The 14,324-nt window shown below is 63.8% G+C and carries 15 protein-coding genes; 7 read left to right on the top strand and 8 right to left on the bottom strand.

All coding sequences use genetic code 11. The features are described 5' to 3' along the window. Positions 1-2: 2 nt before the first annotated feature. Positions 3-749 carry an NAD(P)H-dependent oxidoreductase gene (locus JQ628_RS00395; protein WP_212217532.1) on the top strand — a complete coding sequence of 249 codons (747 nt, stop codon included), beginning with the start codon at positions 3-5 and terminating at the stop codon, positions 747-749. 6 nt (positions 750-755) lie between these two features. Here the strand turns inward: JQ628_RS00395 and JQ628_RS00390 are convergent, their stop codons facing one another. The 6 genes from JQ628_RS00390 to JQ628_RS00365 are packed head-to-tail and all read right to left on the bottom strand — an operon-like array spanning position 756 to position 6,190. Further along, the gene (locus tag JQ628_RS00390; RefSeq protein ID WP_249127372.1) at positions 756-1,937 is read right to left on the bottom strand and encodes an acyl-CoA dehydrogenase family protein; all 1,182 of its coding nucleotides are present in this window, start codon (positions 1,935-1,937) and stop codon (positions 756-758) included. A gap of 5 nt (positions 1,938-1,942) precedes the next feature. Further along, entirely contained in the window at positions 1,943-2,875 is a 933-nt protein-coding gene (locus JQ628_RS00385; RefSeq protein WP_212217526.1) for an alpha/beta hydrolase, read from the bottom strand. Then, positions 2,872-3,630 (bottom strand): SDR family NAD(P)-dependent oxidoreductase, encoded by a 759-nt coding sequence (locus JQ628_RS00380; RefSeq protein WP_212217523.1) that lies wholly within the window; start codon positions 3,628-3,630, stop codon positions 2,872-2,874. Before JQ628_RS00380 ends, JQ628_RS00385 begins: the two co-directional genes overlap by 4 nt. A gap of 3 nt (positions 3,631-3,633) precedes the next feature. After that, positions 3,634-4,428 carry an enoyl-CoA hydratase/isomerase family protein gene (locus JQ628_RS00375; protein WP_212217520.1) on the bottom strand — a complete coding sequence of 265 codons (795 nt, stop codon included), beginning with the start codon at positions 4,426-4,428 and terminating at the stop codon, positions 3,634-3,636. An 8-nt stretch (positions 4,429-4,436) separates the two neighbouring features. After that, positions 4,437-4,931 (bottom strand): aromatic-ring-hydroxylating dioxygenase subunit beta, encoded by a 495-nt coding sequence (locus JQ628_RS00370; RefSeq protein ID WP_212217516.1) that lies wholly within the window; start codon positions 4,929-4,931, stop codon positions 4,437-4,439. Next, positions 4,931-6,190: an aromatic ring-hydroxylating oxygenase subunit alpha gene (locus JQ628_RS00365; RefSeq protein ID WP_212217513.1), complete on the bottom strand. Its 1,260-nt coding sequence runs from the start codon at positions 6,188-6,190 to the stop codon at positions 4,931-4,933. The genes JQ628_RS00370 and JQ628_RS00365 overlap by 1 nt, the downstream gene beginning before the upstream one ends. Before the next feature lie 268 nt (positions 6,191-6,458). Between JQ628_RS00365 and JQ628_RS00360 the strand changes: the two genes are divergently transcribed. After that, on the top strand, positions 6,459-7,484 hold the full coding sequence (locus JQ628_RS00360) for an LLM class flavin-dependent oxidoreductase (protein ID WP_212217510.1): 1,026 nt from the start codon (positions 6,459-6,461) through the stop codon (positions 7,482-7,484). A gap of 53 nt (positions 7,485-7,537) precedes the next feature. Here JQ628_RS00360 and JQ628_RS00355 read toward each other — a convergent pair whose 3' ends face one another. Together JQ628_RS00355 and JQ628_RS00350 are read right to left on the bottom strand one after the other, a co-directional pair. Then, positions 7,538-7,846, bottom strand: coding sequence for a hypothetical protein (locus JQ628_RS00355; RefSeq protein ID WP_212217506.1), 309 nt, complete (start codon positions 7,844-7,846; stop codon positions 7,538-7,540). Further along, the gene (locus JQ628_RS00350; protein WP_212217503.1) at positions 7,843-8,673 is read right to left on the bottom strand and encodes a helix-turn-helix domain-containing protein; all 831 of its coding nucleotides are present in this window, start codon (positions 8,671-8,673) and stop codon (positions 7,843-7,845) included. The genes JQ628_RS00355 and JQ628_RS00350 overlap by 4 nt, the downstream gene beginning before the upstream one ends. A 332-nt stretch (positions 8,674-9,005) precedes the next feature. Between JQ628_RS00350 and JQ628_RS00345 the strand changes: the two genes are divergently transcribed. From JQ628_RS00345 to JQ628_RS00325, 5 genes are all read left to right on the top strand, one after another. Next, entirely contained in the window at positions 9,006-10,880 is a 1,875-nt protein-coding gene (locus JQ628_RS00345) for a PAS domain-containing sensor histidine kinase (RefSeq protein ID WP_212217500.1), read from the top strand. Then, entirely contained in the window at positions 10,880-11,557 is a 678-nt protein-coding gene (locus JQ628_RS00340) for a response regulator transcription factor (RefSeq protein ID WP_212217495.1), read from the top strand. The genes JQ628_RS00345 and JQ628_RS00340 overlap by 1 nt, the downstream gene beginning before the upstream one ends. 103 nt (positions 11,558-11,660) lie before the next feature. Beyond that, positions 11,661-12,038, top strand: coding sequence for a response regulator transcription factor (locus JQ628_RS00335; protein WP_212217492.1), 378 nt, complete (start codon positions 11,661-11,663; stop codon positions 12,036-12,038). 166 nt (positions 12,039-12,204) lie between these two features. Further along, on the top strand, positions 12,205-14,115 hold the full coding sequence (locus tag JQ628_RS00330) for an FUSC family protein (protein ID WP_212217488.1): 1,911 nt from the start codon (positions 12,205-12,207) through the stop codon (positions 14,113-14,115). Further along, positions 14,112-14,315, top strand: a complete 204-nt coding sequence (locus tag JQ628_RS00325; protein ID WP_212217485.1) for a DUF1656 domain-containing protein — start codon at positions 14,112-14,114, stop codon at positions 14,313-14,315. Before JQ628_RS00330 ends, JQ628_RS00325 begins: the two co-directional genes overlap by 4 nt. The last annotated feature ends 9 nt before the right edge of the window (positions 14,316-14,324 follow it).

The raw sequence follows: 14,324 nt of genomic DNA, 5'->3' as shown, positions 1-14,324 counted from the left end.
CCATGAAGGTCCTGATCGTCTACGCCCACCAGGAATCGCAGTCGTTCAACGCTGCGCTTCTTGCGCGGTCGGTCGAGGTGCTGACCGCGCACGGACACGAGGTCAGGATCTCCGATCTCTACGCCATGAACTTCGACCCGGTCGCAACCGCCGGCGATTTTGGCGAGCGGCGCTTTCCCGACCGGCTGCAATATGACCGGGAGCAGAAACACAACTACCAACGCGGCACGCTGAGCGAGGATATCGCCGGCGAGATCGAAAAGCTGTTCTGGTGCGACATGCTGATCCTGCAATTTCCGCTGTGGTGGTTTTCGGTCCCCGCCATCATGAAGGGCTGGCTCGATCGCGTGTTCGTCAACGGCGCGGTCTATGGCAGCGGGCGCCGCTACGACACCGGCGGCCTCAACGGCCGCCGCGCCATGGTCGTGACCAGCACCGCGGCCTATCCGGGCATGTGCGCAGCGGACGGGCTGGTCGGTGCGCTCGATGTCATCCTGTGGCCGATCCAGAACGGCGCACTGGCCTATGCGGGCTGCAACGTGCTGCCGCCCTTTGTGTCGTGGTCGGTCAATTTCGTCGATGAAGCAACCCGTCGCCGCTATCTCGACGAATACGGCGCAAGGCTGGCGCAGATCGAGACGACCGAGCCGCTGTTCTTCCATCCGCTGGGAGATTTTGGTCCGGACTGGCGGCTCAGGCCCGAGGTTGCCGCACGCGCCGTCGGTCAGGGAAAGCCGACCACCGCATAGCGGCGCCTACATCCGCTTGGCGACTTCCTCGAGCATCACTTCCGTGGCCCCGCCGCCGATGGTCAAGACGCGCGCGTCGCGGACCATGCGCTCGATCGGCGTTCCCCGCATGAAGCCGGTGCCGCCATGCAGTTGCAGGCATCCGTGCACGACCTCATGCAGCACTTCGGGCGACAACGCCTTCACCATTGACACCTCGCGTTCGCAGGGCCTTCCGGCCTCGGCCAGTTCGGCGGCGTGATAGGACAGCGCCCGCGCGGCCGCTGCCTTGGCGGCAAGCGATGCCAGCTTCAGGCGTACGCTCTGCTGATTCCACAGCGGGCCACCGAAGGCCTGGCGTGTCTTCACATAGTTGGTCGTCAGCTCGATCGCCTTGGCGGATTCGCCGGCGCAGATGCCGCCGATGCAGATCCGCTCGTTCTGAAACGTTTCCATGATGCCGTAGAAGCCACGGTTCTCCTCGCCGAGCAGGTTCTCGGCCGGGATCCGCACGTCCTGGAAGGCGATCTCGGCGGTGTCCGAGCAAAGCCAGCCATGCTTGTCGAGTTTCGTTGCGGAGATGCCGGGCGTGTTACGCTCGACAATGAACAGCGAAATGCCGCGGCTGCCCTTGGCCGCGGGATCGGTGCGCGCGGCAACGATCAGGATATCGCCATAGACGGCGTTGGTGATGAACATTTTTGCGCCGTTGATCACCCAGAAGTCGCCGTCGCGGCGGGCTCGCGTCTTCAGGCCGGCAACGTCGGAGCCGGCGTCGGGCTCGGTTACCGCGATCGAGCAGATCGTCTCGCCGCGAATGATCGCGGGCAGATATTTCCGCTTCTGCTCCGGCGTGCCGCGCAGGGTGATGTGCACCGCCGACATGTCGGAGTGCACCAGGGTGGATGAGGTGAACCCACCGAAGGTGGAGCGCCCGAGTTCTTCGGCAAAAACCATCGAGGCGAGCGGCCCCATGTCGGTGCCGCCATGTTCGGCCTCATGGCGCATGCCGAGAAAGCCGAGCGCACCCATGCGGCGAAAGATTTCGCGCGGGATCTTGCCCTCGCGTTCCCAGGCTTCGCCATGCGGCACCACTTCCTTTTCCACGAAGCGGCGGACCTGCTCGCGCAGCATCCGCAGCTCCTCGGATAGGTTGGGCGGTTCGGCGAAATGAAACTCGGCTTCGTTCGAGTGGCGGAGATCGCTCATGACATTCATCCTGCCCTCTCAACCTCAAGGCAAAGGTGCCGGCGCAGGAAGGCCGCGATAACGGTGATCGATTCCCACGCCTGCGGGATTTCGGGAAACATCTGAAAGACGTGGATCATGCCGTCCCAGACTTTCAGTTCGACATCGACGCCGGCAGCCCTTGCTTTCTCCGCCAGCATTGTGGCGTCATCGCGCGCGGTCTCGCGGTCGCCGGCATGGATCAGAAGCGGCGGCAGGCCCTTGAGGTCGCCATACAGTGGCGAGGCGAGCGGGTTAAGGGGATCGCCACCCTCGCCGATATAGCCCTTTGCGAGCGCCAGGATCATCGACCGCTGATGGATCGGATCGGCGCCGGCTCGGCTTTGAAAACTCCCGCCGGTTGCGGCGAGATCGGTCCAGGGCGACATCAGCACGCCCGCCGCGGGAAGCGGTTCGCCGCGGTCGCGCAGGCTGAGCATCGTCGTGAGCACAAGATTGCCTCCGGCGGAATCGCCGGCAAGCGCGATGTCTTTGGGCGCAAGGCCCTGCTCCAGCATCCACGCATAGGCCGTGAGCGCATCTTCCAGCGCGGCCGGAAAGCGATGCTCCGGCGCCAGGCGATAGTTGATGGCCAGCGCGCGGCAACCGCCGGCCTCCGCGATGCGCGCGATCAGATCGCGATGCGAAGCGATGGAGCCGAGACGAAAGCCGCCGCCGTGGAAGTAAAGGATCGCCTTGTCGCGCGGCGCATCGGCCGGGACGATCCATTCGCCGTCGACGCCGCCGGCGGACACCAGCCGGCAGGACACCGGCACCGTGCAGCCGGAGAACGCCGCATCCCAATCGCTGCGCATCTGGGCCACCGTCGTCTGGCGGCTCCAGTTCCCATACACGGTCTGGATCTTCCTGATCGCGCGTTCGACGGAATCGAGCGCGATATCGCCATCCGCCTGTGTCATCCGCCGATTCCCATGCCGCCGGAAACGCCGAGTGTTTCGCCGGTGATGTAGGCCGCCTGATCGGAGGCGAGGAACAGCGCCGCTGCCGCAACCTCCTCGGGTTCGCCAAGCCGCCGCAGCAGCGTTGCCTCCGTCATGGCGCGCCGCAATTTTTCGCCGCCCTCGGCTACCGCCTGCTCCAGCATCGGCGTGCGGATCGGTCCCGGTGCGATCGCGTTGGCCGTGATGCCGTAACGCGCATTCTCTCGGGCGATGCTCTTGGTGAAGGCGATCACCCCGCCCTTGGCGGCGGAGTAGACCGCGCCGCCCTTCGAACCCAGCCGCGCGGCTTCCGACGTGATGTTGATGATGCGGCCAAAACCTGCCGCCTGCATCGCTGGTAGCGCGGCATGGATGCAAGCCAGCACGGCGACCAGATTGACGCCGATCAATTTGAACCAGTCTTCCGCCGAGGTGTCGGTGAAGAAGGCGTGCTGGTCGATGCCGGCGTTGTTGACGACGATGTCGAACGGGCCATGCGCGGCCATGACCTCTCGGACCCCGGCGGCATCGCTGACGTCGAGGCGCACCGCGGTCGCGCCTGCGTCCGTGGCGACGGCGCCGCTACGTGCCGCATCGAGATCGGCGATCACGACCTTGGCACCCGCCGCGGCGAAGCTTCGCACGATCGCTGCACCAATGCCTTGCGCGCCGCCCGACACGAAAGCGCGGCGGCCGTCCAGCCGTCCAAAGGGAAGCGGACTGGCGGCCGGCACGCGTCAGCGCCCCAAAAATTTCGGCTTGCGCCGCTCGATCACGGCGGCGAGGCCTTCGCGCGCATCTGACGTCCCCGACAATTCGGAGACCGTTCGCGCTTCCTCCGACAGGCACTGCTCGATGCTGGTACCGGTGCCGGCCCAGACCAGCCGCTTGGTCGCCGCCAGTGCCTTCGGCGCACCGGCCGCGAGCTCCTGCGCGAAGGCCAGCGAGGCGCTTGCCAGCTCTGCATCGGGTACGACTTTGGTGACGATGCCCATCTCAAGGGCTTCAGCCGCGGAGATCACCGGATTGGTCAGCAGGATCGACATCGCGCGCCGCAGGCCGACCAGGCGCGAGAGCGTGACGGAAACGCCGGCATCGGGCGCCATCGCAACGCGGGTCGCACCTGCCAGGAATTTTGCGGACTCCGCCGCGATCACGATGTCGGAGGCGCAGACGAGACCAAAGCCGCCGCCGCCGGCTGCAAAGCCTTGAACGGATGCGATCACCGGAGCCTCCAGGCGCAAGAGACCGGTCACTGCATTCTGCAAATAGGCGGTTGCTTGTCGGATATAGTCCGGCAGCTTCTCGCCCTTGGACGCAAAGGCGCGGACGTCGCCGCCAGCGCAGAAATTCGCACCCTCGCCGCTCAGCAGCACCACGCGCAGATCCGGGTGGCCATGACAAGCCATGATGGCGTCGCACAGCGCGCTCAACAATTCGACGCTCATGCCGTTGGCGGCATCCGGCCGGTTGAGCCGCAGCCGCGCGATGCCGTCGGAAATGTCGAGCAGGACCGGTCCCTTGTCGATCATGGTTTTCGTCACACCAGGAATGAAAGCGTGTAGAGCGCCTTCTCGTTGTTGACCAAAATTACCTTCTTGTAGGCCATCCGCAATTCGCCATCGACATGGCGCAGGCGATATTCGTTGCGGGCTGCCCAGATCGTGTCGTCGCGCAGGCTCGACTCGAAGATCATACTGTTGCTGCCGACCGCGATATCGCCGCCGGGCTGCGGGTCGAGCAGTTCGATATTGGACACCAGCCGCCGCAGCCGTGACTGCGGCGTTTGCGTAAAATGCTTGCCGGTCAGCAACTGGCGCACACGCAGCGCGATGCGCGAGCGGTTGTCATAGATGATCGACATCTCCTTGTCGGGGTCGATATCGGCACCGTTGGCCGGCACCCAGTAGACCCCGTCATCGGTCCACAGCGCTTCCCAGGCCTCATATTGATGCTCGTCCTGGAAACGCGCTTCCCGGTAGATGAAGGCGGTGACCGCATCCAGCAACGTGGCGCTGCTCTCGCGCGACAGCATCAGCGCGCCTCCATCAGCTTGCGATAGTGGCGCCAGATGCCGCGCGAGGGCACTTCGTCCGTAACGTGGCCGACGGTAAATCCCGCCTCATCGGTGCGCTCGCGTTTCTCGCCGCGCCCGAGGAAAATCCATTCCGGGTTGCGCGCGAGCACGCCGCGATGGCAGCGTTCGTACATTTCGGAATCGTCGGCCAGGAGGAAGCCGGCCGGCCCGACAGAGCCCATGGTCTGTTGGCGAAGCCGGCGGTTGAGATCCGGCGCACCCTTGAACTGTAGCGCGGTGACGTGCTGCACGCTGTCGTCGACCGCCAGCGGCTGGATCACGAACATCTGGATTTCCGCGATGAACAGGTTCGGGAAGATCATGACATGCGGCACGCCGTCGATCATGATCTCGCGCGCTTCCTTCTCGCCATAGGCAGCTTTCATCCGCGCGGTGTAGTCCGGCAGCCGCTCGGCCGACGTGCCGAACCAGCTCATCGGCGCGTCGCGCTTGCGGAATTCCGGCCGCAGGTCGATTTCCGTGTGGCCCTCGCCATAGTCGCGCGTCAGCGCGGTGGAAGCGCCGCCGTAAAGCTTGCCGATCATGCTGTCGGCAACGCCAAAGATCGATGTGTGAACGAATGCCGGATGATAGCCGTCGCACTCGTTCTCGAGGATGAACTTCCAGTTGGCCTTCACGCGGTGCTTGAGGAAGCCGGCGGTGATTTCCACCTCGCCCTCCGGCGAGGTGCGCACCAGGCGGTCGATGGTCTCGATCGCGCCGCCGAGATGCTCGCGAAGCGTCGGCCCTTCCGCCGCGAAGGAGCCGAATACGAAGCCGCGATAGGATTCGACGCGTGTGACGCGGCCGAGCGCCAATTGCGACTTGTCCTGCCCTTCATAGCCGTCGGGAAAGGCATAGCCGACGAGGCGGCCGTCATTGGCAAAGGTCCAGGAATGGAAAGGACAAGTAAAGGAACGCGCGTTGCCCTTTTCGTAGGAGCACACTTGGTTGCCGCGATGCGAGCAGCGGTTGAGCAGGAGGTTGACCTTGCCCTGCTCGTCGCGGGTCATGATCACCGATTGCGGGCCGATCGACTTGACGACGTAGTCGTTGGCGTTCGGCACCTCACTCTCGTGGCCGACATAGACCCAGGTGCGATACCAGATGTTCTGGAGCTCGGCTTCGAAAATGGCCGGATCGCTGTAAAGCGAGCCATGCACCCGGTCCGGTCGGATCAATTCCGACCACTGCGACGCGCGCGGCATCACGTTCATCGCTCTCCCTCCCAATTCGACAGCCGGCCTCGCCCTTGCAAGGCGACTTAATAATAATCCGACCGACCGTTCAAATAATAACACAAAAGCTTCCCCGATCAAGTCTCTTTACGCAGGCCTGGCACGATGCTCCCGGCGGCGCCCACGAAAACGTGAGTTAGCCGGGGCTAACCTGACGGCCGGAAAAGCGGGTAGTGGCTGCGTGACAATCACCGCCTCGGCCCGCTCGACGCCAACCTGAACCCGCTTTCGAAGATTGACTGCCTTTATGAAGAAGAAGATCGGCTTCCTTTCGTTCGGTCACTGGACGCCTTCCCCGCAATCGCAAGCACGATCGGCCGCAGATACCCTGTTGCAGTCCATCGACCTGGCCGTTGCTGCCGATCAACTGGGTGCGGACGGAGCTTATTTCCGGGTGCATCACTTCGCTCGCCAGCTCGCCTCGCCGTTTCCGCTGTTGGCGGCCGTCGGCGCAAAGACCAGCCGCATCGAAATCGGCACGGCTGTGATCGACATGCGCTACGAGAACCCGCTCTACATGGTGGAAGACGCCGGCGCGGCCGATCTCATCGCCGGTCAACGCTTGCAGCTCGGCATTAGCCGAGGATCGCCCGAGCAGGTGATCGACGGGTGGCGCCATTTCGGCTTTCAGCCCGCCGAGGGCGAGAGTGACGCCGACATGGGGCGCCGTCACGCGGAAGTCTTTCTGGATCTCTTGCGCGGCCAGGGTTTTGCCCAGCCAAATCCCCGCCCCATGTTTCCGAATCCACCCGGGCTGCTGCGCCTGGAGCCGCATTCCGAAGGCCTTCGTGAGCGGATCTGGTGGGGCGCCGGTTCGAATGCCACGGCCGTCTGGGCCGCAAAGATGGGCATGAATTTGCAGAGCTCGACGCTCAAGAATGACGAGACCGGCGAGGCTTTCCATGTGCAGCAGGCCGCACAAATCCGCGCCTACCGGGCTGCGTGGAAGGAGGCGGGCCACGCGCGCGAGCCGCGGGTGTCGGTCAGCCGCAGCATCTTCGCGCTGATCGACGATCGCGATCGGGCCTATTTCGGACGCGGCGGCGCGGACGAAGACCAGATCGGATTCATCGACGAAAGGACACGGGCCATTTTCGGCCGCAGCTACGCCGCCGAACCGGACACCCTCATCGAGCAGCTAAGGGCAGATGAAGCCATTGCCGAAGCCGACACGCTGCTTCTTACAGTCCCCAACCAGCTCGGCGTCGAATACAACGCGCATGTGATCGAATCGATTCTGACTCACGTCGCACCAGCCCTCGGCTGGCGCTGATGCAACACTTCGCTCCGGCTTCTGAAAATTTTGTCCTGGCCGCCGCGCGCGCTTCAGCCGATCTCCCAATGGAGCGCGTATTTTGCAGAACTTAAAGCCAGCAAATGCTGTCCCCGTGAACGCAGGGCATGACCGAAGCCGTTCGATGCGAGATGGTTTACCGCGCCCGCAACAAGAGTGCGGCAAAAACCCAGCGTAAATCGCCCGTACACGCCGCTCGAAACGATGCCTGAAGAGGCCAATCGATAGGCGTTGCCGAAGATGTGGATCATTCCAAGCATCGCGGCCACTTCGTGGTACGTCGCCGCCGAACGTATGCCGATCAGCGACAGAAGCCATATGTGAATGCCGAGCCCGGTCACGACAGGCTCATTCGTGCTGGCGGCAGCGGCGCGGACTGCGTCAGATACGCGCTCCTCCACTGATACGGCGTGTCGCCGGCGAAACGCTTGAACACCGTGGTGAAGTGCGCCTGGGTCTGGAAACCGACTGTCAGAGCAATCTCGACGAGCGAGACTTCGGCCCGCTTGAGCAATTCCTCGGCGCGTTCGATCCGGCGCTTCAGGAGATATTCGTGGGGCCGCATGCCCATGGCGGCCCGGAACTGTGCGGCAAAGTGCATCCGGCTAAGACCGGCGACCTCGGCGAGATCCTGCAACGTGATCTTTCCGCCGAGACGTTCGTCGATATACTGCATGACGCGCTTGAGGCGCCATTTTTGCAGCGACCGCACGTTGCGGCCGGTGGAAGCCTCGCCTGCGCCGGCATCGGCCTGGCTGAACTGCCGTGTGAGGATGGCAAGGCGCAGGGCATCGGCGCAGATGGCGGAGTGCGGATCGCGCGCGGCTTCCGCGGCGGCGAGTGCGTCCGAAAGGCGCTGAATGACGGGGTCGTCGGACTTTTCCGGGACAGGCGCCGCCTTGGCGATGGCGGAATTTTGATCGAGGCGCTTGGCCGATACCTTGAAGCAGGGAATGCCGTCGTCCCTCGCATCTTCCTTCTCGGCCCTCACGGCCAGAGCGACGTCGAGGTGCTCCAGCGAGAGCGTGATGCCGTCCTTGGCAAAACGAGCGGGGAGTTTCGAGCGCTGCAGCCGGCGGCGATCTACTCCCGAGAGGTCGATCGACCGGAGGTCGACGACCTCGACCTCGTTGCCAGTGATTTGTGCGGGTGACGTCAGCAGCGACATGGCCGTATCTCCTTGCCCAGTTGCAGATCCGAGAGCCGATCGGCTTGTTCCGGAAGCTGTGATCGCAAGGTAGCCCGCTGGTCTATACGCTCCATTCTACGCGCGGTTAGGCCGCTAGATTGTCGGTTTGGCCACATCATACCTAGGTATGATCGCATCAAAATGCCGTGTAATGTGTACTGCGACGGTGGATTCAATCATCGCAGGAAATATTCCACGAGTGCACGAAAAGCATTCGTCGCCATGTTGCCGGAACGCTGAAATCGCGGCATCAAACGGCCGAAATGACAACATGTCCAACTGCGGTAACGACAATGCTCGCGGGTGTGCCCATGAGCCGTAACGGTTTGCGGCTCTGCTCCGCCGTTCTCGCTTTTGCCGTTTTCCTGATCGACGCCCTCACGCCTTGGGAGGGCGCGGTGGCGGTAAGCTACGTCATTGCGATCCTGCTGGCGGCGAAGACGACGCGGCGCGACGACATCATCATTGCGGCAATAGGCTGCGCCGTACTCACCGTCGCGGCGTACGGCCTGTCGCACGGCTTTGAGGTGATCGATTCGGCTGCCCTGCGCGCGTCCGTCAGTCTCGCAGCCATCGCGATCACGACGCTGCTGGCGCTACAGAATCAGACGGCGACCAAGCGCCTTGCTGCGCAGGCGCGCCTGCTCAACCTCTCCCATGACATGATCTTCGTCCGGGATCGGGGCGGCGTCATCTCGTTCTGGAACCGGTGCGCGGAAGAAACCTACGGCTGGTCCGCGGACGAAGCCATCGGGCGGGTGGCGGACGAGCTATTGCAGACGGTCTACTCCCAACCGCGCGAGGCAGTCGAAAATACCCTGATCGACAAAGGCCGCTGGGAAGGCCGGCTTGAGCAGCGCACCAAATCCGGCGCGGTTCTGGCGATCGAAGCCCGCTGGGCCGTGCAATACGATCACCTCGGCGAGCCGCGCGACGTGCTGGAGACGCTCACCGACGTCACCGACCGCGAGGCGGCCCATGCCGCGCTGGTACAAAGCGAGCGGCGCTATCGACGGATGTTCAATGCCAGCCGCGTCGGCGTACTCGAGGAAGACTGGAGCGCCATCCGCTCCGCGTTACAGGCGCTGAACCTCGACAAGGCGAACATCGCCGACTATCTCGCGCACAATCCGGACTTTGTCCGCAGCGCGCGACCGCTCGCCAGAATCATCGATGTCAACCCGGCGCTGCAAAAGATGGTGGGTGCCGACGGCGCTTCGGCCTTCCGCGAAAGCGTCGACAAGCTCCTGGGCGAAAGCGACCGCACCTTCTTCAGAGCCTTGGTGGCCTTCGCTCAAGGCGATCCCTTCTACGAGGGCGAAACCGAACTGGTCAGCCTCGACGGGCGCAGGGTTCCGGTACTGTTTACGATCACCTTTCCTGCCCAATCCGATGGCGATCGCAACGTACTCGCCTTCGTTGTCGACATCACCGAGCGCAGGCAGGCCCAGGACGCGCTGCTTGCCGCGCAGGCGGAGCTTGCGCATGCTTCGCGCGTGGCCACGCTCGGTGAGTTGACCGCCTCGATCGCCCATGAGGTCAACCAGCCGCTGGCGGCGATCGTGACCAGCGGCGAGGCCGGCATGCGTTGGCTGCGGCGCGACGTGCCCAATCTGGAGGAAGTCGCAGCCGCTATCAACCGGGTCGTCGGCGAAGGCCGGCGCGCCAGCGAGATCGTCACCCGCATCAGGGCCTTTCTGAAGAAGCAGCCGGTGCAGCAGGAATCCCATGAAATAGCCGAGATCATCTCGGAAGCGGCGAAGCTGGTCGAGCGCGAACTTTGGAAGGACCATGTCACGCTGAACATCGAGGCTGGACCGGACCTGCTGCGGGTTCGCGGCGACCGCATCCAGCTTCAACAGGTGCTCGTCAATCTCATGGTCAACGCCGGCCAGGCCATGTCGAAGCAGAACGGGCCTCGCATCGTCTCGCTACGCACGAGCGTTGATGAGAGCGGAAGCTTTGCCGTGACGGTGGAGGACACGGGCCCGGGCATTGCTCCCAACGACCTGCCGCGGCTTTTTGAGCCATTTTTCACGACCAAACAGGGCGGTATGGGCATGGGGCTTGCGATCTGCCGGACGACGGTCGAAGCTCATGGAGGCCAGTTGTCGGCGGAGAGCACGCCCGGTTCCGGCGCGACGTTCCGCCTGACGCTGCCCGTGGCCCAAGAGCATGTTGCATAATGACACGACCGAGCGAAAAAGGAACTTCTGGAGCCGCGCCGGCGCAAAACTCCGTCGTCATGATCGTGGACGATGACGCGGCCATTCGCGCCTCGCTCGACAGCCTGTTCCGGTCCATCGGCCTTGAAACCCGTTTATTCGGCTCACCCGCCGAATTGCTCGGCGGATCGCTTCCCAACGGTCCCGGCTGCATCGTGCTGGACGTCCGGCTTCCCGGCGTGAGCGGGCTGGATTTGCAAGGCCAGCTCTCACGGCAGGGTATCGAATTTCCCATCATCTTCATGACCGGCCATGGCGACATTCCGATGTCGGTCCGCGCGATGAAGGCCGGCGCGGTCGACTTTCTCTCAAAGCCATTTCGCGACCAGGACATGCTGGACGCGGTGTCGGCGGCGCTCGAGCGCGACGCGCAGCGCCGCAGCCAATCCGCCGCCAAGGACGATCTTCGTGCGCAGTACGAGACGCTCACGGCACGCGAGCGCGAGGTGATGGGTTATGTCACCGCCGGTTTGATGAACAAGCAGGTGGCCGGCCTGATCGGCCTCAGCGAGATCACGGTGAAAATTCATCGCGGCAGCGTCATGCGCAAGATGGGAGTCCGTTCGCTCGCCGATCTCGTCCGCAAGGCCGAGGCGCTCGGCGTATCCCAAACCCGGAGTAATACGGACCAAACCTGAGTATAATTTTCGGCAAGGCGTCCCGGGGTGCATAACAGGCTACCGACCGCGCCCCGGGAGACGTTTTTGTTCCCGTTCGGTTTGACGGTCAAGGCGGGCGCCGATGGCCAAGACCCCAGTGATTGCAATCGTGGACGACGACGAGGGCGTGCGCACATCGCTCGCAAGCCTGATCCGTTCGCTCGGCTATGAGGCCCGCACCTATGGGTCGGGCACCGACTTTCTGGAGCGGCCGGGCGAAGATCCCGCGTGCATGATCGCTGATATTCAGATGCCGGTGATGACCGGCGACGAACTGCAAGCGAAGCTGGTTGCTTCGGGCCGCCGGTTCCCCATCATCTTCATGACGGCGTTCCCCACCGAAACCGTCCGCCAGCGAGTGATGTCGGCAGGCGCCCATTGCTATCTCAACAAGCCAGCCGGCGGCGACGAGATCATCCGCCGCCTCGAAGAAGCATTGGCAGGGCACACGCCGGGATAGTCCAGCCTTCAGCACAACGGCTGCAATCACGGCTTCCTGAGCCCGACGTGCATTCCCGCAAGGTGGTGGCGGACCGGAAATACGAGCCTGAAGCACAACCTCATACTGCACCAGACTTAACGACGTGGGGTCGCTGCACGCTCCCGGTGCGGCGGATGATGCACCAATGCAGGTGAATGCCAATAGTGCCGCTGCCGTCGCACCGCGCCCGCCGACTTTCGCCGGGTTTCCTGCAAGCTCGTGGGCGTTCGCGATTCGAATCTGGCTGGCTTGCCTGCTCGCGCTTTATGCCGCCTTCTGGCTTCAGCTCGAATCTCCGATGAGCTCTGCGATCACCGTGGCGATTCTCGCCTTGCCGACCCGCGGCCAGGGATTGGAGAAGGCCGGCTTCCGGCTGTTCGCGACGGTTATTGGCGTCGCCGCCTCGATTGCGATCGCAGGGATCTTTTCGCAAACCAATGGTCTTCTTCTGGCCGTGTTGGGCGCCTGGGTCGGGCTTTGCGTGTATTTCGCCGGAATGCTCGACGGCAACCGGGCCTATGCCGCGACGCTGTGCTGCATCACCGTTGCGCTGATTGCCATCCAGCAGATCGACAGCCCGCAGATGGTTTTCCCGGCGGGTGTTGCGCGCGGCGCGGCGCTTACGGTTGGTGTTTTGGCGGTCGCGCTGATCAACGACGTTCTGGCTGCGCCCGACTATCATCCCGTTCTGGCCATGCGTCTCGAAGCACTGCATCGGCGAGTCATGGCTTTTGCAGAAGATGCCCTTCGCGGCGAAGCGATGCCGACGGCCGTGTCGGCGAGCTTGCTGGGCGAAATCGCAGCCGTCCATCCGGACATCGCGAGCCTGGCGCCGGAATCGAACGATGGAACGGCAAGAACCACTGCGGCACAGTCCGCGATGGTGGACCTTGCTTCCCTGCTGTTCCTTGCTCGCGCACTGGCGATGCTGCCCGTCGGAGCCACACAAGGCTCGCATCTGGCGCGACGGGATGGCGGCCGATCCGGTTTGCTGGAAATTTGCCGGACCTGGCTCAGGGAAGAGCTGTTCCGGAAGGAAGCCGACATACGCGGTAGCCTCGATGCGCTGCGGGCGGGTACGCGCCCCGCCCTGCGCTGGCGCGCGCCCCTCTTCCGCTCGCGCCGGATCGCGGTCGAGAGCGGCATCAGGGCCGCCATCGCCTTCATGCTGGTTGCCGCGCTCCTTGCGGCGATGGGCTGGCCGACGGCCGAAGTCGCCCTGTCGCTTGTGGCGATCATCATTGGCCTCGGCGCAACGGCGCCCGATCCGCGCAAGTTCACGCTGATGGCGGTCATCGCCACGCCGATCGCGTGCCTGATCGCCGGCATCCTGAAATATTTCGTCTTCAACGGCGTGTCCGAGTTCCAGCTCCTGGCCATCGGTCTGGCGCCTGTCGTGATCGGCCTTTCGCTGCTGATCTCGCTGCCCAACCTGCTGCTCTCATCGCTGGGCCGGCTCAGCCTGATCTTCACCCTGGCCATCTTCGCACCGTCCAACCCTCAGAGCTACGATCCGAATGTTTTTATCATTACCTGCTTCCTGTCCTGTCTCGGCGCGATCCTGACATTCGCGGCTCAAGTCCTCATCCCTCCCTTGTCGAACGATCGCCGGCTGCGGCTGCTGATCGATGCGGCCCGCAACGAGATCAAGCGAGTCGATCTTCGGCGGCGCCTGCGTCTTGCGCCGGAAGAAGCCGCGTTTCGCGACGCCACCTGGATCCAGCAGATCGTTGCCGCAAGCGGCACCTCCGCGTCGAATCAGCCGGCCGTCGAAGCGGCCATGCGCTATATCGACAGCGCTGCGGCACTGCGGCGCTGCCGTGCCGAACTGGATCGGCTGGCAACCGGGCCGCTCGCCGATGCAGCGAATACCGCGCGCGCCGCGCTCACCGGGCGGAATGCAGATGAAATCCGGGGGGCCGCCGAGACATTGCGCGAAACCGCAACACAACGCGGCCTGAACGCCGATCCGGCCTGCGCTGCGCTCGTCCTGACAAGCGTCGCGTTCATCCCGTCAGAGCCTGCGATCGGATCCATTCAGGAGCAACGATCATGACGCACACCTATCGAGAGCTCATTCTTGGCGGCGTCCTGGTTGCGCCCATCGTCTCCTATGCCGTGGTCGCGCTGATGCTCTTCCTGCTGCTGCGCCCGCTGCTTCACTTCGTGGGCTTTTCAAATTTCTTCAGCAATCCGTCTCTGGCCGAACTCAGCGTCTACGTCACGCTGTTCGGCTTGCTCACGCTGCTTTTCTAGGGGAATCGT

The sequence above is a fragment of the Bradyrhizobium lablabi genome, from assembly GCF_018129385.1.
In the GTDB taxonomy this organism is placed as follows: Bacteria; Pseudomonadota; Alphaproteobacteria; order Rhizobiales; family Xanthobacteraceae; genus Bradyrhizobium; species Bradyrhizobium lablabi_C.
Note: the sequence above shows the minus strand (reverse complement) of the source record. Positions and strands in the feature narration are given on the sequence as shown.

What these genes read in the sequence shown, in the direction of transcription:
- JQ628_RS00395 (WP_212217532.1), top strand. Translation starts at nt 3, where the DNA reads ATGAAGGTCCTGATCGTCTACGCCCACCAGGAATCGCAGTCGTTCAAC.
- JQ628_RS00390 (WP_249127372.1), bottom strand. Translation starts at nt 1,937, where the DNA reads ATGAGCGATCTCCGCCACTCGAACGAAGCCGAGTTTCATTTCGCCGAA.
- JQ628_RS00385 (WP_212217526.1), bottom strand. Translation starts at nt 2,875, where the DNA reads ATGACACAGGCGGATGGCGATATCGCGCTCGATTCCGTCGAACGCGCG.
- JQ628_RS00375 (WP_212217520.1), bottom strand. Translation starts at nt 4,428, where the DNA reads ATGATCGACAAGGGACCGGTCCTGCTCGACATTTCCGACGGCATCGCG.
- JQ628_RS00370 (WP_212217516.1), bottom strand. Translation starts at nt 4,931, where the DNA reads ATGCTGTCGCGCGAGAGCAGCGCCACGTTGCTGGATGCGGTCACCGCC.
- JQ628_RS00365 (WP_212217513.1), bottom strand. Translation starts at nt 6,190, where the DNA reads ATGAACGTGATGCCGCGCGCGTCGCAGTGGTCGGAATTGATCCGACCG.
- JQ628_RS00360 (WP_212217510.1), top strand. Translation starts at nt 6,459, where the DNA reads ATGAAGAAGAAGATCGGCTTCCTTTCGTTCGGTCACTGGACGCCTTCC.
- JQ628_RS00350 (WP_212217503.1), bottom strand. Translation starts at nt 8,673, where the DNA reads ATGTCGCTGCTGACGTCACCCGCACAAATCACTGGCAACGAGGTCGAG.
- JQ628_RS00345 (WP_212217500.1), top strand. Translation starts at nt 9,006, where the DNA reads ATGAGCCGTAACGGTTTGCGGCTCTGCTCCGCCGTTCTCGCTTTTGCC.
- JQ628_RS00340 (WP_212217495.1), top strand. Translation starts at nt 10,880, where the DNA reads ATGACACGACCGAGCGAAAAAGGAACTTCTGGAGCCGCGCCGGCGCAA.
- JQ628_RS00335 (WP_212217492.1), top strand. Translation starts at nt 11,661, where the DNA reads ATGGCCAAGACCCCAGTGATTGCAATCGTGGACGACGACGAGGGCGTG.
- JQ628_RS00330 (WP_212217488.1), top strand. Translation starts at nt 12,205, where the DNA reads ATGCAGGTGAATGCCAATAGTGCCGCTGCCGTCGCACCGCGCCCGCCG.
- JQ628_RS00325 (WP_212217485.1), top strand. Translation starts at nt 14,112, where the DNA reads ATGACGCACACCTATCGAGAGCTCATTCTTGGCGGCGTCCTGGTTGCG.